Genomic DNA, 20,195 nt, shown 5'->3' with positions numbered 1-20,195 from the left:
CCGCCTTTTCATTCTCAGCTTTGCGGGATAGACCACTGACATGGTTCTGAAATTCTCCAGCCTGCCTGATCTCTATGCGCATGACTTCGACACGGTAATCGATGTGCGCAGCCCGGCGGAATACGCCGAGGATCATCTGCCCGGCGCCATCAGCCTTCCCGTTTTGGACAACGAAGAACGCGCCCGCGTTGGTACGATCTATGTACAGGAAAGCCCTTTTCTGGCGCGTAAACTGGGGGCCGCGCTGGTGTTTCGGAACGCGGCCAATCACATCGAGAACAGACTGTCCCATCACGAAGGGGCGTGGCGGCCTTTGGTCTATTGCTGGCGCGGTGGGCAAAGATCGGGGTCGTTCACGTGGATGCTGCAACAGATCGGCTGGCGCGCCGAAGTGGTTGAGGGTGGTTATCGCACCTATCGTCGGTTGGTGAACCGCTACCTCTATGATGATCCGTTGCCGCATCGGCTGGTTGCGCTGGACGGTTATACGGGGACGGCCAAGACGGAATTGTTGGCACTCTTAAGAGAGCGCGGCGTTCAGGTTCTGGACCTTGAGGGGCTCGCCAATCACCGGGGGTCTCTGCTGGGCGAGATGCCCGGTGGCCAACCCAGCCAAAAGGCTTTCGAATCCGCTCTGGCCGCAGTGCTCTGCCGTCTGGACCCGTCGCGCCCCGTCGTGGTCGAGGCCGAGTCGTCCAAAATCGGGTCTTTGATCCTACCGCCAACGCTTTGGACCGCATTGCGCAATGCGCCGCGCATAGTGATTCAAGCTTCCACTCGGGCGCGCTCGGCCTATCTGGTGTCGGCCTACGACGATATCCTCTCGGACAAAGATCGCTTGCGCGACCGCCTTTCACCTCTGCGTTTTCACCGAGGCAATGAGGTCGTCGACAACTGGCTGGACCTGATCGATACCGGAGACAAGCGGGCACTGACCCAAGCCCTCATCGAGCAGCACTATGACCCGGCGTATGCCAAATCCAGCCGTACACGCCGCGCGGACGTAATCGCGCAGATCGACGCGCCCGCACTGGATGAAATTGGCTTGAATCAAACGGCCTCACGAATCCAAAGCTTTCTGGATCAGCTTTGAAGGCGCAGCCCCGGTGCGTCGGTCATCTGTCCGATGATCGTGGCCGAATATCCGGCTTTTCGCAGCGCGTCGCACACTGCGTGCGCCTGGTCTACCGGAACAGCTGCCAGTAAGCCGCCAGCTGTCTGCGGGTCGTATAGCAGGTCCGCTTTGCCGCCTGTCGGTAATTCAGGTACGACCGCGCGGTTGTCGTCGAATAAGGTTGAACGGATACCTTTCGCGCAAAGCTCCAGCGCTCCGGCCATTACAGGAATAGAGCCCAAATCAAGCGAGGCTCCGCAACCCGAGGCCTCGGACATGCCCAATAGATGCCCCGCCAATCCGAAACCGGTAACGTCTGTCATCGCGTGTGCGCCTGCCAACAAACCCGAGGCCGTGCCCTGCGGTTCAACCATTAGCGACAGGGCCGCCGCCACCCATTCGCCATTCGCCTCGCCAGCCATTTCTGCGGCCATCAGGACGCCGCTGCCCAATGGTTTGGTCAGGATCAATGCATCACCCGGCTGCGCCCCGGAAAGGGTGATTGGGTCATGCTCGCACAGGCCGGTGAGGGTAAAGCCGATCGTCATTTCATCGCCCATCGAGCTGTGACCGCCGACAATCTCGGCACCGGCCTGACGAATGACCTCATGAGCGGTGTGCATGATCTCGGCCATCGTCCGACGCTGAAGAGCAGGTGACATACGCGGCAGGATCACGGTTGCAGTGGCCGCTTGCGGATTGGCACCCATCGCCCAAATGTCGCCCAGAGCGTGAACGGCCGCGATGCGGGTCATCAGGACCGGGTCGTTGACGAAACTGCGCAGATGATCCGATGTCATGACCTGCCGCGTGTTCCCAAAGTTCAACAAGGCAGCATCATCGCCGGGCAACGGCGTGACGTCGGAACGCGTAGGGGCGGGCAACTCGCTGAGGACCGATTGCAGCGCGCCGCGCCCGACCTTTGCGCCACAGCCGCCACACATGGGTTTTTCGCCCAACGCGTCATCCATCCCATCCGCGTGGTGGCGCGGCAGTGCCGGCGCTTTCATTTGAGGCAGATCGCGGAACTTGTTCATAAAGCTTTGATCGATATGATTTTTCCACTTCCACATCAACGGTCCGCTGAATGAAGTGCCCAGCCGTTCGGCCAGTGCCGATTTGCCGCCCAGCGAGATCAGCTTCAGGTAATCCTTTTGCGGTTCATAGCGTCGCAGAGTTCCGGCCCCCAGCGTGGCGCGTAGGTTGTTGAACAGAACAGGGGCTTCTCGCACCGCATAGACCCCGGCCTTGGGGCGTGGGTTTTCGTTCAGATGCGCGCAGTCGCCTGCCGCGAAAATCACCGGATCGCTGGACTGCAGACGAGCGTCTACGCGGATGAAACCGTCTTTCAACTCTAGCCCGGTATTGGCGATCCAACCATATGGCTTTGCACCGGCTGCTCCAGTCACGAAACTGGCCTCAATCTGGCGTCCATCCTCCAGCACCACCTGGTTTGCCGAGATGTGCGAAATCGTTGCCCGTTCGATCACCTCGATTCCCAGATCGCTCATCGCCTTGCGAATTGTTTCCGCCGACTTGGGCTTTGTCGCCGTTAGCGCCTCAGCATTGTCGATCAGGGTAAGCTGCGCCGCGCGGTTCTTTTTGCGTAGCGCGTGGGCCATGGCCATAACCAGTTCTGCCCCGGCCACACCGCCACCAATAACTGCGACGGATGCGAGACCCGTCCCATTCAGATAATCGGCCCATTTTGCGGCGAACGGTCCCAGCGGTTTGGCCGGAACCGCATGTTCGGCAAAGCCGGGCAGAGCGGGCATGTCCGAAGTGATTCCGACATTGACCGAAGCGACATCAAACGCCACCGGCGGTCGGCCAGGTACGTGGACTACGCGCGTGTCAGGGTCGATCCCGTCGACCGAGCCCAGAATGACACGTGCGCCAGCAAAGCGAGCCAGTTTTACCAGATCGATATCGAGTTCCCAGCGTGCATAATGACCGGCGACGAAGCCGGGCAGCATCCCCGAATAGGGTGCAGTGGGGCCGGGGTTGATGATCGTCACTCGCGCTCCGGGCAATCGGTTCATACCCCATTTGCGCAGCAGCAGCGCATGGGTATGGCCACCGCCAATGAGAACCAGATCGCGGGTCAGGGGCAGCGGTGGGTGGTGCATGTAATTCAGGTCTTGCTGTGATCAGGAACGTCTTCGACCTGCTCGACCGCGTGGGTGGCCCAAAGCTCATCCTCGCCCGCGTCCGGTAGATCGCTGGGCTTTTCATGGCGGTGAATGTGCCATTTGGCAATGAACAGGGCCGTGATCGGAGCTGTCAGAAAAAGGAACAGGGTGATCAGAAGCTCGTGCAAGGAAAGGTGCTGTTCGATCAGGACGGAATGGCATATCGACGCCAGCAAGACGCCGCCAACACCTAGTGTCGTTGCCTTGGTAGGCGCGTGCAAGCGGGACATGGGATCTTTCAGCTTTATCATGCCGTAAGACCCGACAAAGCCGAAGATGCCGGACACGATCAGGAAGAAGGCGATCAGAAATTCGAAGACAAAACCCATACCATCCTCACTCGATAATGTTGCCGCGCAGCATGAAGCGCGCATAGGCAACGGTTGAGACAAAGCCAAGCATGGCGATGATCATGGCGGATTCGAAGAAAATCTCGGTTCCCAGATTGAGGCCATAAAGGATCATCAAGGCGATCGTGTTAATGACCATCGTATCCAGCGCCAGAACGCGGGTGCCGACGCCGTCTGCGGTGATGATCCGCCAGAGGCACATCATGATCGCCGCTCCGAAACAGGCAAACGCAAACCAGATTGCAAATTCGATCATTCGAAAATCTCCTTCAGGCGGCGTTCGTAGCGGTGTTTGATCTGATCGCGTACCGCGTCAGGATCGGGCGCGTCGAGGCAATGTACCAGCAGGTTATGCCCCTGCGCGGACAGATCGCTGCTGACCGTGCCGGGGGTCATGGTGATGGTGCCTGCCAGCACCGTAATCGCCTCGGGCGTACGCAACTCAAGCGGGACGCAGATCCAGTTGGGTTGGCGATCCGCGTCGCGTTTAAACAGGATGATCCGGGCCACTGTGATATTGGCGATCACGATATCCCACAGCACGACAAGGATGTACTCGACAACCATGGGCCAATTGCGCAGTTTTGGCCGGTCAGGCCAGTAGGGCTGCGTGATGAACGGGATGATAATCCCGAGGATCAGGCCGAATACCACCGAGTTCAGAGTCAGGTTGTTGGCCAGCAACACCCAGACCACAGTCAACAGGAACGTCAGGTGCGGGTGCGGGAAAACCCGGTGCAGTAGTCTGATCATGCGTCGCCTCCCAATACGGCCGAGATGTAGTTTTCGGGGGTGAACAACTGCTCGGCCGTTTTACTGGTGTACTCCAGAGCTGGCCCCGCAAACAGCGTCAGCAGGACTAGGCCCATGGCCATCACGAATACAGCGGTGAATGTCAGACCCGGGTTGGGCTCGGGCGCGGGTGCAGCCTCGGCTTCTTCTTCGTTTTCCGGGTCCATTTCCGTGTTGTGCTGGGCGTCGTGGCTTTTCCAGAAGACCAGAGAGCCCGCACGGGCAAGGCCGACGATGGTGATGAACGACCCTATCAGGATCACGGCCCAGATGGCGTTTGCATCCTGCGCCTCGCGCGCGGCGTCCAACACCAACAGCTTACCGATGAAGCCTGACAGCGGCGGCATTCCGGCCAGGGCAATTGCGCCGACGAAAAACAGGGCTGAGATCAGACCGCTTTGCGGCATGGGCGCTGTTGGGGCGATGGCGCCGCCCCGGCGCTCCATTACCAGATCGGCCACAAGGAACATCAGGGCCGTGGCCAGTGTCGAGTGATAGATATAGTACAGAGCAGCCGCAGTGGCGGTTTCGGTGAATAGCGAAATGGCAATCAGCAGTGTTCCCATCGACGTAATCGCGCAGAACGCCACCATTCGTGCGATATGCTGCGCGCCGAGAATACCTATCGCACCAATGGCCAGCGTTACCATTGCTGCCGGCTGCAACCACGTCCCGACCAGGCCCTGCGTTGCTTCGACCTCGGGGCCGAAGCCAAGTGTATACATCCGCAGGATCGAATAAGCGCCGACTTTCGTCATGATTGCGAACAAGGCTGCCACGGGTAAAGGCGCGTTGGCATAGCTTGCTGGCAGCCAGAAATGCAGCGGCAATACGGCGGCCTTGATGCAGAATACCAGCAGCAAAAGCACAGCACCAACGCGTAGCAAGGCGGTGTCTTCGGCGGGTAATTCGGCAACACGCAGTGCCATGTCGGCCATGTTCAGCGTTCCGGTCACGCCATAGAGCGTGCCCAGTGCAAACAGGAACAGTGTGGAGCCAAGAAGGTTGTAGGCCACGTACTGGACACCCGCCTTGAGCCGGACAGATCCGCCCCCATGGGTCATCAGGCCGTAGGAAGCGATCAGCAAAACCTCGAAAAACACAAACAGGTTGAAAGCGTCGCCAGTCAGAAATGCCCCGCAGACACCCATAAGCTGAAAGTGAAACAGGGCGTGAAAATGTTTGCCCCGGTCATCCCAGCCGGAGGCAATGGCATAAAGCACAATCGGCAAAGCCAGCAGGGCGGTCAGAAGAACCATCATGGCCGACAAGCGGTCCAGCACCAGAACAATGCCAAAAGGCGCGGGCCAGTTGCCCAGCTCATAAACCTGAATATCTCCACCAGCAGCCTGCGCTGTGATGGTCAGAGCAATACCCAGCAGTCCAACGACACCTGCGACCGAGAAGATACGCTGCAGGTCCAGATGGTATCGCAGCACCATGATGATGAACGGAGCCAGGATCGCGGGCAGGACGATCGGCGCAACGATCCAATGGTTCATGCGTCTTCTCCCGGCGCATCCACGCTGTCCTGCGCGGTCATGTCGATATGGTCATCCTTCGAGGACAGGTAAGCGCTGAGTGCGATCATCACGATCACGGCTGTCATCCCGAATGAGATCACGATGGCTGTCAGCACCAGCGCTTGCGGTAGCGGATCAGTGTAAGGCACGTCCTTGTACTTGTTCAGAACCGCTGGCGCGTCCAGCGCCAGCCGCCCGGTCGCGAACAGGAACACGTTCACCGCGTAGGTGATCAGGGATAGGCCCAGAATGACGGGGAAGGTCCGGCGGCGCAGGATCAGAAATATCCCGGCAGCGGTCATGACGCCTACGGCAGAGGCTACGAGCGCTTCCATCAGGCCTGCTCCTTTTCTTGCTCTTCTTCCGGCGGATCATCCCGTAGCGGGTTGATATCCATCGGGAATTCCTGTGCCATGCCCGGCTGCCAGGCAAACCGAGACAGGCTGTCGAGCGCCAGCATTACAGCACCCAGAACGGCCAGGAAGACGCCCGTATCGAACAGAATGGCCGTGGCCCATTCGAACTCTTCCAGCGGCGGCCAATTGATATAGCCGAAATCGCTTGTCAGGAACGGGCGCTCGTTGAACCAGGCTCCCAGACCGGTAGCCGCGGCGATCAGGACGCCCCAGCCTATTGTGCCGTGATAGTAGAACCGCTGGCGTTCGATGGCCCAGGTATAGCCACTGGCCATGTATTGCATCAGGAACGCGATCGCGACGATCAGACCGGCGATGAAACCGCCTCCGGGCTGGTTGTGGCCACGGAAAAAGATGTAGGCCCCGACCATCAGGGCGATGGGCATCATCATCCGAGTCACGACCACCATCATCAGCGGGTGCGAGTCCCCTGATTGCGGCCAATGCGGTTTCCGGTTCAGCAAGTAGCTGCGGACATTGGTGCTCAGAACGGCTTCGGTCAGGGCAAAGATGACCAGCGCGGCAATACCCAGAACGATGATCTCGCCAAAGGTATCAAAACCCCGGAAGTCCACCAGGATCACGTTGACCACGTTGGTGCCGCCACCACCTTCATACGAGTTTGCCAGATGGAAATCCGAAATTGTCGGAAAGGCAAAGTCCCGCAGTAGTATCGCATAGACCAGCGCGCCCGAACCGATCCCCGCTACGACCGAGATCGCAGCGTCCCGCCAGCGTCGCGCGGCGCTGCTGTCCCACGGGGTGTCTGTGGGCAGGAAGTTCAGAGACAGCAGCAGCAGGATCATCGTCACCACTTCGACCGAGATCTGCGTCAGCGCCAGATCCGGAGCCGAAAGGTAGTTGAACGCCATCGATACGATCAGGCCGACCACGCCGATCAGCACCAGCGACAGCAAGCGGTTGCGGTGGAACCACATGATCGCCAACGTAGCGCCCACAAGGCAGATCCAGCCGATGACAGGGATGGTCTGGATCGGCAACGGCTCGCGGGTCTGGGGGCCGATCGTGCCGGTCGTATAGGCATAGTATCCCAGCGCCAGGGTGAAGCCGATCATGATGATCGCATAACGGCTGAGAACGCCGTTGTGCAAAGTGTCGGTGATCAACCGGCTGAGTTTTGTCAGCACTCCGATCACCGCCTCAAAGATCACCTTGGCCTCGGGGCGGGGCAGCGCATTCCACACCTTTTCTTCGTGCCGGTGCAGGCTGAGCAGGAACAGACCGCCAAGTGTCGCCACTGCGGACATGTAAAGCGCAGGTGTCAAACCGTGCCACAGCTTCAGCGAATAATAAGGAAGCTTCTCGCCCCCGATCACTGCGCTGGAAACGACGGCAACCAGAGGCCCGACAATGGCGTTGGAATACAGTCCGATCAGAACTACCAGAACGACGAGGAAAGCCGGGGCCAGCCACAACCCGACCGGGGGGTCATGCGGATGCGCGGGATAGTCGTGGCGCTCCGGCCCGAGGAAGACGTGGCTGATAAAACGGAAGGAATAGGCTGCTGAAAAAAGCGCCGCCAGCAGTGCCAAGCCAGGCACCAGATAGTGCGAGTTCAGCCAAGTGGTGTGAACGGTCTCTTCCAGCATCATTTCCTTGGACAGGAAACCGTTCAGCGGTGGAATACCGGCCATCGACAGTGCAGCGATGGTGCCAATCGTAAAGGTAATCGGCATCAGGTGTCGCAACCCGCCCAGCCGCTTGATGTCGCGCGTGCCCGTCTCGTGGTCCACGATCCCGGCAGTCATAAACAGGGCACATTTGAAAGTCGCGTGGTTGATGATGTGGAAGACCGCGGCAACGGCGGCGATCTTTGTGCCAAAGCCCAGCAACATGGTGACCAGCCCCAGATGCGATACGGTCGAAAACGCCAGCAGGGCCTTCAGGTCATCTTTATACAATGCGATCACTGCACCGATCAGCATGGTGATCAGTCCAGTTGTGGCTACTATATAGAACCAGGCATCCGTACCCGCCAAAACGGGCCACATCCGCGCCATCAGGAACAGCCCGGCCTTCACCATCGTGGCCGAGTGCAAATAGGCCGAAACGGGCGTCGGCGCCGCCATTGCGTGGGGCAACCAGAAATGGAACGGGAACTGGGCAGACTTGGTGAAACAACCCAGCAGGATCAGGATCAGCGCGGGCAGATAGTATGGCGACCCCTGAATGAGTTCCTTGTTCTGCAGAATGACGCTCAGGTCATAGGATCCGACGATATTGCCCAGGATCAGCATTCCGGCAATCATCGCAAGCCCGCCGCCGCCGGTCACGGCCAGCGCCATCCGGGCGCCCTGGCGCCCTTCGGGCAGGTGTTTCCAATACCCGATCAGCAGGAATGAACTCAGCGACGTAAGTTCCCAAAATATCAGCAAAAGCAATATGTTGTCCGACAGAACAATCCCGACCATCGCGCCCTGAAACAGCAGCAAGTAGGTAAAGAACTGCCCCATCGGGTCTTCGCGTGAAAGGTAGAACCGCGCATACAGGATGATCAAAAGTCCGATACCCAAGATCAGGCCGGCAAACAAAAATCCCAGCCCGTCCAGCATGAAATTTGCGTTCAGCCCCAACCCCGGAATCCAGTCGAACCGGGCTGTCACAACGTCTCCGCGCATGACCGAAGGGATGTGGATTAGTAGACCTGCCAAAGCGAGAAAACTGGTCAAACCTGCCGCGGAAGCGGCTGCATTTCGTCCTGCCCTGATCAGGAGGGCTGGGAAGACAGCGCCGAGAAAGGGAAGGGCCGCGATTAGGAATAGGGACAAGTGCGATACTCCGTTCTTGGCGGTCAAGTGGTACTGATTTTGTACGGATAATTTTCTTACTGTCCAGCTATTACAATTTATTTGTCGCGCACTACTGCCGTCAGACAACGGTGATTTTTGACAAAAAAAATGACGTGAACTTGATCCGCCGGGGCAAAATCGGCGCGGATTTGAAAATCGCGTTGTGATAGAACCGTCCCGTCAGGTCAGGAGGGTGCGACGTGGCCCTAAACGCAAACCGATCCCGCAGGTGGATCTTGATCGGAGGTTCCGCTGCAGCGGTGGGCGGATTTGCGATACGCGAGTACCGCCTGATCCCCCCTGATTACGCCGGCAAACAGCTGAGTGTTCAGGCTGCGCACAAGCAGGCCGTTTCCGGCGACATATTGTTGTTGGACATTCGCACACCCAGGGAATGGCAGGCCACCGGCATCGGGGAAGGTGCCCATTCTCTGGACATGCGTCGCGAAGACTTTGTTCCTGCACTGGCGCAGCTTTCTCAGGGCAACAAAGGGGCGGCGATCGCATTGATTTGCGCGCGCGGCGTCCGTTCGGCCCGGCTGAGCAACAGGCTGACCGAGGCAGGTTTTACAAACATCATCGATGTACCGGAAGGTATGTTGGGCTCGGCCGCCGGGCCGGGATGGGTGCGCGCCGGATTGCCGGTCCGCGATTACGACAGGAGTGCAGGATGATCCGGGAACTGACTCTGGCAACGAGTTTGGCATTTATCGGGCAGGCGGGCCTTGCCGCATGCGCTGATCAGAACGGTATGTGCGAGACCGCCTCGGGCGGGTACCACATCGAATTGCCCGAGGTCGAGAACCCGCCGTTGGTTGTCTTCCTGCACGGCTATGGGGGAACGGCCACAGGAACCTTGAAAAACCGTGGGATGGTCGAGCCGTTACTGACGCGCGGCTATGCCGTGATGGCACCAGAGGGTTCGGAGCGCAACGGGCGGCAAAGCTGGAACTTCTTCCCGGGGTGGGAGGGGCGCGATGAAACGGCCTTTTTGACCGAGGCCGTGCAAGACGCCGCAGATCGGTTTGGTGTCGATGCGGATCGGGTCGTTCTGGGTGGGTTCTCGGCAGGCGCCTTTATGGTCTATTACCTCGCCTGTGCCGCGCCTGAGACGTTCTCGGCCTACGTGCCAGTGTCTGGAGGTTTTTGGCGGCCACATCCCGAGGCCTGCGACGGTCCGGTGCGCCTGTTCCATACCCATGGCTGGACGGACAACGTCGTCCCGCTGGAGGGGCGGTTGCTGGGCGGCGGGCGGTTCCATCAGGGCGATATCTTTGCCGGTCTTGAGATCTGGCGCGAGGCCAATGAATGCGTCGACACAAAGCCCACCGGTTTTAGCACGACCGGCGACTTCATGCGTCGCAGGTGGACCACATGCGCCGATGGCAGCGCGCTGGAATTCGCGCTGTTTCCTGGCGGTCACAATGTCCCCAAAGGCTGGGCAGACATGATGGTCGATTGGTACGAGGGCCTGCCGGGCGGTTGATCACTCGGCAGGGGTCAGGATGCCTTTACCCTCGATCACGTTCTTCAACTCATCTCGATAACGACGGGCCGAACGCGTAATGGCGGGTTCCTTGAAGTCCTCCTTCATGCCGACCATTCGACGTGCAGCGCCGGCCGAGACACCGCTGAGCGCGGATAGAGGGATTGCCAACGCAAGGCCAATAGCAATCGGGGCCAACCAGATCGAGACGAGGCCGGAAAGAATACCCACGCTTAGTGCGATGCCGCTGATTGTCTCGACCGAGTGGCAGAGGATCAGCGTCCGCAGGCTGTAGCTGCCACCATCGCGCGCTTGCGGCGACCAGCCCTTCTGGATGCCAAAGGCAGTGCGGAAGACGGCGATCACCTGCTGCACCATCAGGATCGGGGCGTAGAGGATGGAAAGAACAACCTCGGCCAGGAACGAGGTCAAAAACTTGAACCATCCGCCAAATTCCGCGTACCGCACACCGCTGAGCGGCAAAGCCAGTGCTCCAAGAACTTTCGGCGCCAGCAGCATCGCGTACATGACGAGAATAATCAGCACATGCCGCGTTTCCGTCATCTCGGGCCATTGCGGAAACATCGGATTGTCCGGGCTGAAATAATGCAGGACCGAGGCGTCCTCACCCTGTCCGATCAAAGCCCACATCACCAGCAGGGCAAACCACAGCGGCGACATCAGATATCCGACAGCGCCATGGAACATATGGAATCGTGATACCGGCTGAAATCCGGCGGACCGCAACAGTTTTAGGTGTTGCAGGTTGCCCTGACACCAGCGCCGGTCGCGCAAGGCGTGGTCTATGAGGGTCGGAGGGGTTTCTTCGTAGGAACCTCGAATGCGAGGCAGAAACCGCACGGCCCATCCGGCACGGCGCAACAGTCCGGCTTCGACAAAATCATGGCTCATGATCAGTTTTTCCTGACCATTCAGTGCCCGCAGCTTCGGCAACCCAGCACAATTGGCGAATGCCTTGGTGCGGATAATTGCGTTATGGCCCCAATAATTACCCTCTTGTCCGCACCAGCGCGCCAGACCTTCGGCAAAGGCAATCCCGTAGACTCCATTGGCAAACTGCTGCATCCGGGCAAAGACCGATTGCGCACCGATCAATTGCGGATAGCTCTGGATCAGCCCCGCGCCGGGGTCTCGTGCCAGCGCGTCCGTCAGACGGGTGATGGCACGACCTGTCATCAGGCTATCGGCATCCAGCACCAGCATGGCATCCCAATCCGCGCCCCACCGGCTGACCCAATCTGCGATGTTGCCAACCTTGCGGTCGGTGTTTTGTTCGCGGCGGCGATAATAAAGCTCAAGACCGGGCGCGAGGGTCGTGCGCAGCGCCTCGATACTGGCCTGTTCCTGTGCTGCGATCTCGGGGTCACGAGTATCCGACAGGATGAACATGGCATAGTGATGCTGTCCGCCCCGCGTCTGCAGATCCTCAAGCATCGTTCGGGCATTGCCCAGCACGTTCCAGGGAACCTCGTTATAGACCGGCATCAACAGCGCCACGCGCAGCGGTTGCGACCGCGCTTGGCGGATTGGACGCTCTTGCCGGGACAGCGACACCATGCCCAGCAAGACAGTACAGACCGTGAAGGAAATCCAGAAGAAGTTGAAGGAGATCAGGGCAAGCAGAATGCCCTCGATCAGGTTGATGCCTTCCGCATCGAACCAATCGGTCATAACCCAAAGCAGGCCAAGCGTCGCTACCATTGCCGGCGAAAACGCCAGCGCGCGCCAGAACCCGGCCGAGGGGCGCTTGCCGTCCGGCACCTGCGCATCCCGAAAACCTGCGCTGAAATCCTGTGCAGGCATGGCCAAAGGCGCCTCGGGGGGCATGATATGCAGATCTCGTTTCATGAGGTCCAACGGTAAAGCCAGACCTCAGAGGCCGGCTGTTTGTCTTTCAGCAATTGCGCGCGCAGCTCGACATGGTCGCGGTCACCGGGCTCGAATGAAAACGCCAGCCGTAGCCCGCCGGTGTCCGGGTTGCGCTGCAGCACACCTTCAGATGTTTCGGCATGAGGGGAGTCCACGAAAATGGTCATCGCCTCTGGGTCGTCGAACAACTCGCTTTCCTCAAAGTCGATGACGGCCAGGCGCCCTTCACCAAAGGTGTTGTCGCCCATGGCCGTGTTGATCACGCGTGCCATCGGGGTGCGCTGGGGCTCGTCACCCCAGATCAGGCGATAGGACAGATCGACCTGGCTACCCGTCGCATAAGGTTCAGCTGGGCGCCAATAGGCGACGATGTTGTCGTAAATTTCCTGATCGGCCGGAATTTCAACCAGCGTGACCGAGCCTTTGCCCCAATCCGCTCCGGGTTCGACCCATAGGCTGGGGCGCTTGTGGTAATTCGCCTCAAGGTCCGCGTAATCCGAGAACTCACGTTTCCGCTGCATCAGGCCAAAACCGCGCGGGTTCGTGTCGACGAACGACGAAATCTGCAAGCGGGTCGGGTTTGCCAATGGCCGCCACAGAACTTCTCCGGCACCGTTGCGGATCAGCAGGCCGTCGCTGTCATGGACGGCAGGGCGAAAGTCATCAAACCGGCTGTGGTTGGTCTGATCGAACAGGAACATCGACGTGCCGGGTGCGATGCCCACATGGCTTAGTTCCTCGCGCGGGAACAGGGTGGCTTCGATGTCCATCACGCAATCCGCACCGGCGGTGACGTTGAATCGGTATGCACCGGTCACACTTGGGCTGTCCATCAACGCATGGACGACCATATCGCGCTGTCCGGGTTTGGGACGCTCTAGCCAGAAACGGATGAACTCGGGGAATTCCTCACCATCCGGGTCGCCGGTTTTCAGCGCCAGACCGCGGGCGGACAGGCCGTAAACCTCGTGCAGGCCGATGGCGCGAAAATAGCTGGCCCCTTGCCAGACGCAGAACTCATCGGTTTTGCCGGGACGATGCATTTCGGTGCGCAGGCGCAGGCCGGAAAAGCCCAGTGTGTCGTCAATGGGTAGTTCCGGGACCTCTTCGGACTTGTCGAACATAGCCAAGTCGAAAGCGACCGGAGTCGCCATTCCGTTCTCAACGGTCGACACTTTGACCGCGCGCGGGAAGTACAGACCCGGGGTAAAGAAATCGACATTGAAGGGCGTCTCAGTTTCGTACCAAAGCGCTCGGTCCAGCCGGAACCGGATCGAGCGGTATTGCTGGTACGTCAGGTCCTGCCATTCCTGCGGCACCATTTCGCGTTCGGCGTAGGGTTGGCTGGCCAGTTCGCGGGCCAGCGCTATGACGTCGTTGCGGTCAAACGGGGATTCCCCACCGGTGGCAAATGTGGCCGGCGCGAAGGCAAGCGCCGAAGTCGAGGCCAAAAATGCGCGACGTGTAAAATTCATTTCTTTGACTTCCAGGGTTGTGACTTAAACCAAGCGGCCATGTAAGCCACGCCGATGATCATCGCAAAGCCAATCATGTTGGCGACGAATACACTGGCAACATCCCGCCCACTCAGGTCCAGTCCGACGCCGATAAGTCGTGCGGCTGCCATCGAAAAAACGAACACTGCCAGTGATTGCTGCCCAACTTTTGTGATGACGGTCAGCAGGAACTGCCAGATTTTGGCAGCCATTCCATGACCGGTGGCGATCAGACGGTGGCCGTGTTCCCCCGCAACGACCCAGCCCAGATAGGCTAGCGAAAGGAAGTGCAGATAGCGGAACAGGCCGAAATCGGTCTTGTCGCGAAACTCTGTCGTCACGGGCCAGACTTTGCGGATCTCATCCGCCAGATCAGGGGCTGCGGCGTTGATCCAGGTGAACACTTTCCACGACCCGAACGGCATCGAAAAGATCAGGAACAGTGCGGCCGCCCAGATCAGGGTTTTTGATACCGGCGGTGCGGGAATCCATCCCCGCATGAAGGCAAAACCAGTGAAGAACAGCAACTGCCAGCCGAAGGGGTTGAAGAACCATTGGCGTTCCGACCATGGCTCGGCGGGTAAGGCCAGCGCGCCGGTCTGGGCGACCAGCCAGATCGCGACAGAGGCCGCAGCGACGGCCCAGAAGCCGATCCGTGACAAGCCCATGAACAGCGGCATCATCGCCAGAACCACCAGATACATCGGCAGGATGTCAAAGTAGTTCGGCACATAGGTCAGCGTGAACAGACCGACGATCTGCGGGGCAGGGTCGTTGAAGAAATGCTGCAGGTTCAGGGAGGAAATATAGCTTTTCTCGAACAACCCGCTCTGATCCAGCGCGGCCATCGACATGGCGACAAAGAAGAACAGCGCGATATGTGCCCAGTAAACCTGCCAGATACGGAAAGCTACGCGGGCAGTGCCCATCCACCAGCCCTTGCGCAGGAAGGCTCCGCCAAAGGCGATCGCCGAGGCCATGCCCGAACAGAACACAAAGATTTCAGTCGCGTCCGAGAACCCGAACCGCGCGGGGATCCATTTCGCCCAGGGGTCATTGGGAATGTGCGCGATCAGGATGATGAACATCGCGATACCGCGATAGAAATCCAGACGCGGGTCGCGCGTGCGGGCAGGGGCCGCCACAGAGGCAGCCACCGGCGCAAAATCAGAAGCGGGCGAAACTGTCGCCATACGAATTCTGTCCTTCTTGGTCTTGTTTTTGTTATTCAGCCGGGACGCTTTGTGCGTCTCCGTTATCACGTGCCGCATCGATCAATGCGCGGCGCGCTAGAGCGTAATTGTCTTCGCCCCCGGCTCTTTTGGCGCGGCGGTCGTCGAGGATGCGCTCGACAGCATCCAGACGGCCGGCACGCAGGCCGGAATCAATTGTGATGCGCTCGAAAACATCACGTTGGGCGTGGCTGCCCCCTGCCAATTGCATGGACCCGCGGGCCGTCGACAAAAAGTCGAAAGCTGCGCCATAGAGGCCTTCGCCAAAGGCCTCAAGCCCTTTGGCCGCCGCAACGCCCGGATCGGACATGCGGATCGGGGTGTCCCCCTGATTACGTTGTGCATCCTTCTGAATACGCTTCAACATCTTACCGGTTGCGTCCGAGCGGTTGTCACCGGTCAGCGCCAGCAAATAGTGAAGGTCGGCAAAGATCAGGCAACCATCTTCGGTACGTGCGGCGCTGAGGTCAGCCAGCTCTTCCCAGCGGTTGCCCACGTTGACGCCTTCAAGCTCAAGCCGAGACAACAGCGAAGTTGCGTTTGATATATCGCGGTAGTCGTCGGTCTTGTCCTGACGGATGTACTGGTCGTAAAGCTCAATGACCTGATCGACCTGACCCAGATCCAGATGCATCAGCGCCTTGTGCCACCAGACGTGATAGCGGAAGTTGTTGCAATGCGCCCAGGCGGCCTCGCGCCCGGCCAGCCAGTCGAGGCCCAGTTGCGCGTTGCCCGTCATCTCATGCACATGCGCCACGGCATGCAGGCCCCAGGCATCGTCCGACACCATCCACAGCGCCTGACGGCCGGCTATCTCGGCCTTTTCATACGAGCCGGTTTCCTCCAGCGCGAAGGAATGACATCCCAGCAGGTAACCCCGGCCCGCATGGTCGGGCTCATAGGCGGGCAGGACGCGCTCGATCGAGCGGCGCATCCCCTCTGAGTCCCCCAGCACAAAGCGTGTCGCATGGCTGAGTTTCATCGCCAGCGTGTCCTGCGGGTGGGCCCGGAGGACTTCTTCGAATTTCTGAATGGCCTGCGACGGAAGATCGGCAAGGTACAGCCCCAAAGCCTCGACATATAGCCGTTCCCGCTTAGAAACCGGCTGACGTTCCATGGCGCTGTTGGCGGCGGCTAATGCCTCGACCGCAACGCCCATCATTTCGCGGCGGCCGAGCAGAACCATGAACAATCCTTTGACCGCATGGCCCAGGGCAAAATCGGGCTCAAGCTCAAGAACTGTGCCAAGATGCTGCGGCGTTACGGCGGCATGGGCCATGAACCCAAGCAGAACATCGTCCCACGCCTCGACGCTTGCCGGATGGCTCAGGGTGTTCATCTGTCCGAAAACGTCTTGCTTCATGTTCATGTTCCGATCCAATCGAGAATTTCTACAACAACTGATGTAGCAGAGACTCTGAGAGCGTCGTATCAGTATCGGCTCTGCTCTCGAATTGGTGAAATGTTGTGTGGACAAAAATTGAAAAAAACCGCCGATTCAAGGGCATGTTTCAGCAACATGCCGCCTAAACAGGCAGAGTGTTTCAATCGTCAAAGGGGTTTTCAGCGCTCAATACTGCCTGAGTGTCTGCTCCGAAGACGGGCGGAGCCGCACGATATGTTACAGGTGTTCGCGACAGTTTCAGCGGATTTCCGATCAGTTGAACTTCGCCCGGATCGGCCTGCATCGCGATCTGCATTTGGCGAGCATCGACCTGATCGGTGGAGAAAACCTGATCCAATGTCTGCACCGGACCAACGGGAACCTTACGGGCCTCAAGCTCGGCAATAACGGTCGCTGAAGTTCGTGACTTGACAGCCGGGCGCAGCACAGCGTTCAGCGCGTCACGATTTTCCAATCGGGCAGGATTGGAGGAAAATCGCGGATCATCCGCCAGATCGGGGTGCCCAATGAACTCACAGAACCGGCGGAACTGGCTGTCATTGCCAACGGCCAGAATGACATGTCCGTCGGCCGTTTCGTAGACGTCATAAGGCACGATGTTGGGGTGTCCGTTGCCGCGCCGCTGCGGGACGTTGCCCGAGGTCAGGTAATTCACGCCCTCGTTGATCAGCCACGCGATCTGCGCATCTACCAAGGCCAGATCGATCTGCTGACCCTCGCCGGTCTGATCGCGGTGGCGCAACGCAGCCAGAATGCCAACGCTAGCATACATCCCGCACATCACATCCGCGATGCCGACACCAACCTTCATTGGCGAACCTTCCGGATCACCGGTCAGGGACATGATCCCGCCATATCCCTGGGCCATCAGGTCGTAGCCGGGCTTGGACGAATTGGGCCCAGTCTGGCCGTAACCAGAGATCGAGCAGTAGACGAGGCTCGGAAATTCCTGCGACAGGGTCGCATAGTCCAGGCCGTACTTTGCCAACCCACCAGGTTTGAAGTTTTCGATCAGGATATCAGCGTGCGAGGCAAGGCGTCTGACTTCAGACTGTCCCTCGGGGGTGGTAATGTCGATTGCAACGGATTTCTTGTTGCGGTTTGCCGCCATGAAGTAAGCGCTCAGATCGGATCTGTTGCCTTTGGCATCTTCGACATAAGGAGGTCCCCATTGCCGGGTATCGTCCCCTCCGGTTGCGGGGTTCTCGATCTTGATGACGCTGGCGCCCAGATCGCCCAACAACTGCGTGCAGGTCGGGCCAGCCAGAATGCGGCTGAGGTCCAGTACTTTGACGCCCTTCAGCGGTCCTTCAGATCCGGCCATCGTAACCTCCACGGTCGATTTCGGCGGCAATAACGGTGAAAGTGTCGGCCTTCATTGCGTCATTCAGGGCCGCGCGCAGCTCTTCGCGGTTACGCACCGTGTGCCCGTTGCCACCAAAGGCACGTCCCATGGCCGCAAAGTCATGACGGTCAAAGTCCACACCCATATTGCCCATCTGGCGTTGACGCTGTTTCAGCTCGATCAATGCAAGGCTGGCATCGACAAAGACCAGAAAGATGGGGTTTCCGCCCATCTCGGCTGCGGTCGACAACTCTCCGGCGACCATCAGGAACCCGGCGTCTCCCGAGAAGCTGATGACCGGACGATCCGGTTCGGCAAGCTTAAGGCCAATCGCCATCGGTATCGCGCAGCCCATCGTGCATAGGGCCGAGGACTGGATCAGCCCGCGCTCTTCGGAACATTCCCACATCTGGCTCAGCAGGATGCGATGTGCGCCGCTGTCGGCCGTGGCAAGCGTTTCAGCGGGCAGGGTGACGCGGGTTTCGGCGATGACAGCGGCGGGTCCCCATTCATCGCTCGTCGGGAAGGCCTTCGCCAACGCGGCTTTGACTTGCGCGGGTTCGCCGTCTGGCCATGTTTCGCGCGCGGCGTTGCCCTTGGCCATGGCCTCCAAGGTGGCACCTGTATCGGCCACCATATTCAACCCGGCCTGATGCATGTAATGGTCATTGACCACGGCCGAGATATCGATGACGCGCTTTTCCTCTGGGTCCCAGATCTCACGCCATCCGGGGCGCATTTCGATGGGGTCGTAGCCCAGGCACAGAACCAGATCAGCCTGTTCCACCAGCGGCAGCAGGTGCTTATCGGCCAGAGGCGACAAACCAGCGCCCCCAAGGCACAGCGGATGATCTTCGGGTACGACACCTTTTGCCTTGTACGTGGTGACAAACGGGATGCCGAAATGTTCCAGAAACGCCTGCACGATATTGCGCGATCCGTCATAAAGAACATCGAGACCAACGATGGCGATGGGACGTTCTGCGTCGGCCACCCAGCGGCGGGCTTTTTCAAGGCAGTTGCCTTCGGGCGCAACGGCGGCAATCGGGGCGCGTCGCCGCACCTTTACGCCCGACACTCGCGTATCCGCGACCGAGATAGGTACGTCGATATGCACAGGGCCGGGGCGCGGTTGATTGGCAAGCGAGACAGCTTTGTCCGCGACGACATCCGCGCCTTGTGCGGTCAGCACAAACGTCCCCTTGGTGATCGACCGATAGACTTGCGCGTGATCCATCACCTGATGCGTGTAAGTCAGTGCCTCATCGGAATCGACGCAGCCTGTCAGCACGATCATCGGCACCCGATCCTGCAGCGCGTTGGCGACAACATTGATCCCGTTCATCGCCCCGGGGCCGAGCGTGGCCACCAAAATGGCAGGCGCTCCGTCGCGATGATGCACCGCCTCAGCCATAAACCCGGCGGCGTTTTCATGCTTGGTCAGATGAAAGGTGATCCCCGCCTGTTCCAACGCATCCACCAGCGTCAGTACCTCGCCGCCTGGCATGCCGAAGGCGTGGCGGCAACCGGCCTCATACAATCTTTGCGCCAAAAGGTCAGCGGCGCGGGGCGAGAGGTCCTGCATCAGTCATGCTCCGAAATAATACGTCACTGCAGATTGCGGAGGACGCGTCCGGACGCAAGCAGGTTCACGTCAGTGTGACTATTTGACGGCGGATTCCGCCACTACCTGAAACTTTGTGTCAAGTTCCTGGGCAATATCACGCAGGGGCTCGCCACCCTCATACACATAAGGCGCGAACACATAGCTGGGTGTTTTATAGGACAGCGTGGCTGTTCCGTCCTCGTTCTCGGTCACATAAAACCGGATAGGCGCCTCGATCATCGCGCTGACTGACGTTTCCAGAACGCGCACGGCATAATCGTTGTTGAAAGCTCCAATCACCAGATTGCCCGGAATGACAATGCCTCGTGCCGCGGCGGCCTTGGTCGGTCCGGCCTGTGTGACCACGATCAGGCCGTTTTCCTTAATGGCTGATTTGGTGTCAGCGACCAGCTCATCATAACTTTTGTCCGTCGGATGAACGGCCCAACCCGTGAGCGGTTCTTGCGCAACGGCGGGCAGGGCCAGCAAACACAGTACGGTCGAGACAGCCTTCATCGCACGCTCCTATTCATCAGGG

Annotated in this window: 17 protein-coding genes; 3 read left to right on the top strand and 14 right to left on the bottom strand. The window is 59.2% G+C overall.

Annotation, left to right across the window (positions count from 1 at the left end; genetic code table 11):
- The first annotated feature begins 40 nt into the window (after positions 1 to 40).
- A complete protein-coding gene (mnmH, locus tag ACR0J0_RS02770; protein ID WP_480661165.1) occupies positions 41 to 1,093 on the top strand; it encodes a tRNA 2-selenouridine(34) synthase MnmH in 1,053 nt (350 codons plus the stop codon).
- On the opposite strand, the gene selD is transcribed toward mnmH, so the two are convergent.
- The 7 genes from selD to ACR0J0_RS02735 are packed head-to-tail and all read right to left on the bottom strand — an operon-like array spanning position 1,084 to position 9,176.
- On the bottom strand, positions 1,084 to 3,243 hold the full coding sequence (gene selD, locus ACR0J0_RS02765; protein WP_480661164.1) for a selenide, water dikinase SelD: 2,160 nt from the start codon (positions 3,241 to 3,243) through the stop codon (positions 1,084 to 1,086). The two genes, mnmH and selD, sit on opposite strands and share 10 nt — an antisense overlap.
- Positions 3,244 to 3,248: 5 nt before the next feature.
- Positions 3,249 to 3,635, bottom strand: coding sequence for a Na+/H+ antiporter subunit G (locus ACR0J0_RS02760; protein WP_480661163.1), 387 nt, complete (start codon positions 3,633 to 3,635; stop codon positions 3,249 to 3,251).
- Between the two features lie 7 nt (positions 3,636 to 3,642).
- Complete coding sequence (locus ACR0J0_RS02755; protein WP_239336430.1) at positions 3,643 to 3,912, bottom strand: K+/H+ antiporter subunit F; 270 nt, start codon at positions 3,910 to 3,912, stop codon at positions 3,643 to 3,645.
- A complete protein-coding gene (locus tag ACR0J0_RS02750) occupies positions 3,909 to 4,409 on the bottom strand; it encodes a Na+/H+ antiporter subunit E (protein WP_480661161.1) in 501 nt (166 codons plus the stop codon). Before ACR0J0_RS02750 ends, ACR0J0_RS02755 begins: the two co-directional genes overlap by 4 nt.
- Positions 4,406 to 5,950 carry a monovalent cation/H+ antiporter subunit D gene (locus ACR0J0_RS02745; protein WP_480661159.1) on the bottom strand — a complete coding sequence of 515 codons (1,545 nt, stop codon included), beginning with the start codon at positions 5,948 to 5,950 and terminating at the stop codon, positions 4,406 to 4,408. The genes ACR0J0_RS02750 and ACR0J0_RS02745 overlap by 4 nt, the downstream gene beginning before the upstream one ends.
- Positions 5,947 to 6,306 carry a Na+/H+ antiporter subunit C gene (locus ACR0J0_RS02740; protein ID WP_480661157.1) on the bottom strand — a complete coding sequence of 120 codons (360 nt, stop codon included), beginning with the start codon at positions 6,304 to 6,306 and terminating at the stop codon, positions 5,947 to 5,949. Before ACR0J0_RS02740 ends, ACR0J0_RS02745 begins: the two co-directional genes overlap by 4 nt.
- Positions 6,306 to 9,176 (bottom strand): monovalent cation/H+ antiporter subunit A, encoded by a 2,871-nt coding sequence (locus ACR0J0_RS02735; RefSeq protein ID WP_480661155.1) that lies wholly within the window; start codon positions 9,174 to 9,176, stop codon positions 6,306 to 6,308. Before ACR0J0_RS02735 ends, ACR0J0_RS02740 begins: the two co-directional genes overlap by 1 nt.
- 221 nt (positions 9,177 to 9,397) lie before the next feature.
- Between ACR0J0_RS02735 and ACR0J0_RS02730 the strand changes: the two genes are divergently transcribed.
- Positions 9,398 to 9,871, top strand: a complete 474-nt coding sequence (locus ACR0J0_RS02730; RefSeq protein ID WP_480661153.1) for a rhodanese-like domain-containing protein — start codon at positions 9,398 to 9,400, stop codon at positions 9,869 to 9,871.
- Positions 9,868 to 10,683 carry a CE1 family esterase gene (locus ACR0J0_RS02725; RefSeq protein WP_480661151.1) on the top strand — a complete coding sequence of 272 codons (816 nt, stop codon included), beginning with the start codon at positions 9,868 to 9,870 and terminating at the stop codon, positions 10,681 to 10,683. Before ACR0J0_RS02730 ends, ACR0J0_RS02725 begins: the two co-directional genes overlap by 4 nt.
- On the opposite strand, the gene mdoH is transcribed toward ACR0J0_RS02725, so the two are convergent.
- From mdoH to ACR0J0_RS02690, 7 genes are all read right to left on the bottom strand, one after another.
- On the bottom strand, positions 10,684 to 12,552 hold the full coding sequence (gene mdoH, locus ACR0J0_RS02720) for a glucans biosynthesis glucosyltransferase MdoH (protein ID WP_480661149.1): 1,869 nt from the start codon (positions 12,550 to 12,552) through the stop codon (positions 10,684 to 10,686). It lies immediately after the preceding gene.
- Complete coding sequence (locus ACR0J0_RS02715; RefSeq protein WP_480661147.1) at positions 12,549 to 14,048, bottom strand: OpgD/OpgG family glucan biosynthesis protein; 1,500 nt, start codon at positions 14,046 to 14,048, stop codon at positions 12,549 to 12,551. The genes mdoH and ACR0J0_RS02715 overlap by 4 nt, the downstream gene beginning before the upstream one ends.
- Positions 14,045 to 15,262: an OpgC family protein gene (locus tag ACR0J0_RS02710; protein WP_480661145.1), complete on the bottom strand. Its 1,218-nt coding sequence runs from the start codon at positions 15,260 to 15,262 to the stop codon at positions 14,045 to 14,047. Before ACR0J0_RS02710 ends, ACR0J0_RS02715 begins: the two co-directional genes overlap by 4 nt.
- 31 nt (positions 15,263 to 15,293) lie before the next feature.
- Positions 15,294 to 16,664: a tetratricopeptide repeat protein gene (locus ACR0J0_RS02705; protein WP_480661143.1), complete on the bottom strand. Its 1,371-nt coding sequence runs from the start codon at positions 16,662 to 16,664 to the stop codon at positions 15,294 to 15,296.
- A 181-nt stretch (positions 16,665 to 16,845) separates the two neighbouring features.
- On the bottom strand, positions 16,846 to 18,030 hold the full coding sequence (locus ACR0J0_RS02700) for a CaiB/BaiF CoA transferase family protein (protein ID WP_480661141.1): 1,185 nt from the start codon (positions 18,028 to 18,030) through the stop codon (positions 16,846 to 16,848).
- Entirely contained in the window at positions 18,017 to 19,636 is a 1,620-nt protein-coding gene (locus ACR0J0_RS02695; protein ID WP_480661139.1) for a thiamine pyrophosphate-binding protein, read from the bottom strand. Before ACR0J0_RS02695 ends, ACR0J0_RS02700 begins: the two co-directional genes overlap by 14 nt.
- Positions 19,637 to 19,714: 78 nt before the next feature.
- Positions 19,715 to 20,173 (bottom strand): DUF302 domain-containing protein, encoded by a 459-nt coding sequence (locus ACR0J0_RS02690; protein WP_480661137.1) that lies wholly within the window; start codon positions 20,171 to 20,173, stop codon positions 19,715 to 19,717.
- Positions 20,174 to 20,195: the final 22 nt, after the last annotated feature.

The organism is Ruegeria sp. BF12, assembly GCF_056538705.1.
Note: the sequence above shows the minus strand (reverse complement) of the source record. Positions and strands in the feature narration are given on the sequence as shown.

Coding starts and splice junctions, on each gene's coding strand:
- ACR0J0_RS02715 (WP_480661147.1), bottom strand. CDS start 14,048: ATGAATTTTACACGTCGCGCATTTTTGGCCTCGACTTCGGCGCTTGCC.
- mdoH (WP_480661149.1), bottom strand. CDS start 12,552: ATGAAACGAGATCTGCATATCATGCCCCCCGAGGCGCCTTTGGCCATG.
- ACR0J0_RS02710 (WP_480661145.1), bottom strand. CDS start 15,262: ATGGCGACAGTTTCGCCCGCTTCTGATTTTGCGCCGGTGGCTGCCTCT.
- ACR0J0_RS02740 (WP_480661157.1), bottom strand. CDS start 6,306: ATGGAAGCGCTCGTAGCCTCTGCCGTAGGCGTCATGACCGCTGCCGGG.
- ACR0J0_RS02725 (WP_480661151.1), top strand. CDS start 9,868: ATGATCCGGGAACTGACTCTGGCAACGAGTTTGGCATTTATCGGGCAG.
- mnmH (WP_480661165.1), top strand. CDS start 41: ATGGTTCTGAAATTCTCCAGCCTGCCTGATCTCTATGCGCATGACTTC.
- ACR0J0_RS02690 (WP_480661137.1), bottom strand. CDS start 20,173: ATGAAGGCTGTCTCGACCGTACTGTGTTTGCTGGCCCTGCCCGCCGTT.
- ACR0J0_RS02755 (WP_239336430.1), bottom strand. CDS start 3,912: ATGATCGAATTTGCAATCTGGTTTGCGTTTGCCTGTTTCGGAGCGGCG.
- ACR0J0_RS02695 (WP_480661139.1), bottom strand. CDS start 19,636: ATGCAGGACCTCTCGCCCCGCGCCGCTGACCTTTTGGCGCAAAGATTG.
- ACR0J0_RS02700 (WP_480661141.1), bottom strand. CDS start 18,030: ATGGCCGGATCTGAAGGACCGCTGAAGGGCGTCAAAGTACTGGACCTC.
- ACR0J0_RS02750 (WP_480661161.1), bottom strand. CDS start 4,409: ATGATCAGACTACTGCACCGGGTTTTCCCGCACCCGCACCTGACGTTC.
- selD (WP_480661164.1), bottom strand. CDS start 3,243: ATGCACCACCCACCGCTGCCCCTGACCCGCGATCTGGTTCTCATTGGC.
- ACR0J0_RS02760 (WP_480661163.1), bottom strand. CDS start 3,635: ATGGGTTTTGTCTTCGAATTTCTGATCGCCTTCTTCCTGATCGTGTCC.
- ACR0J0_RS02745 (WP_480661159.1), bottom strand. CDS start 5,950: ATGAACCATTGGATCGTTGCGCCGATCGTCCTGCCCGCGATCCTGGCT.
- ACR0J0_RS02705 (WP_480661143.1), bottom strand. CDS start 16,664: ATGAAGCAAGACGTTTTCGGACAGATGAACACCCTGAGCCATCCGGCA.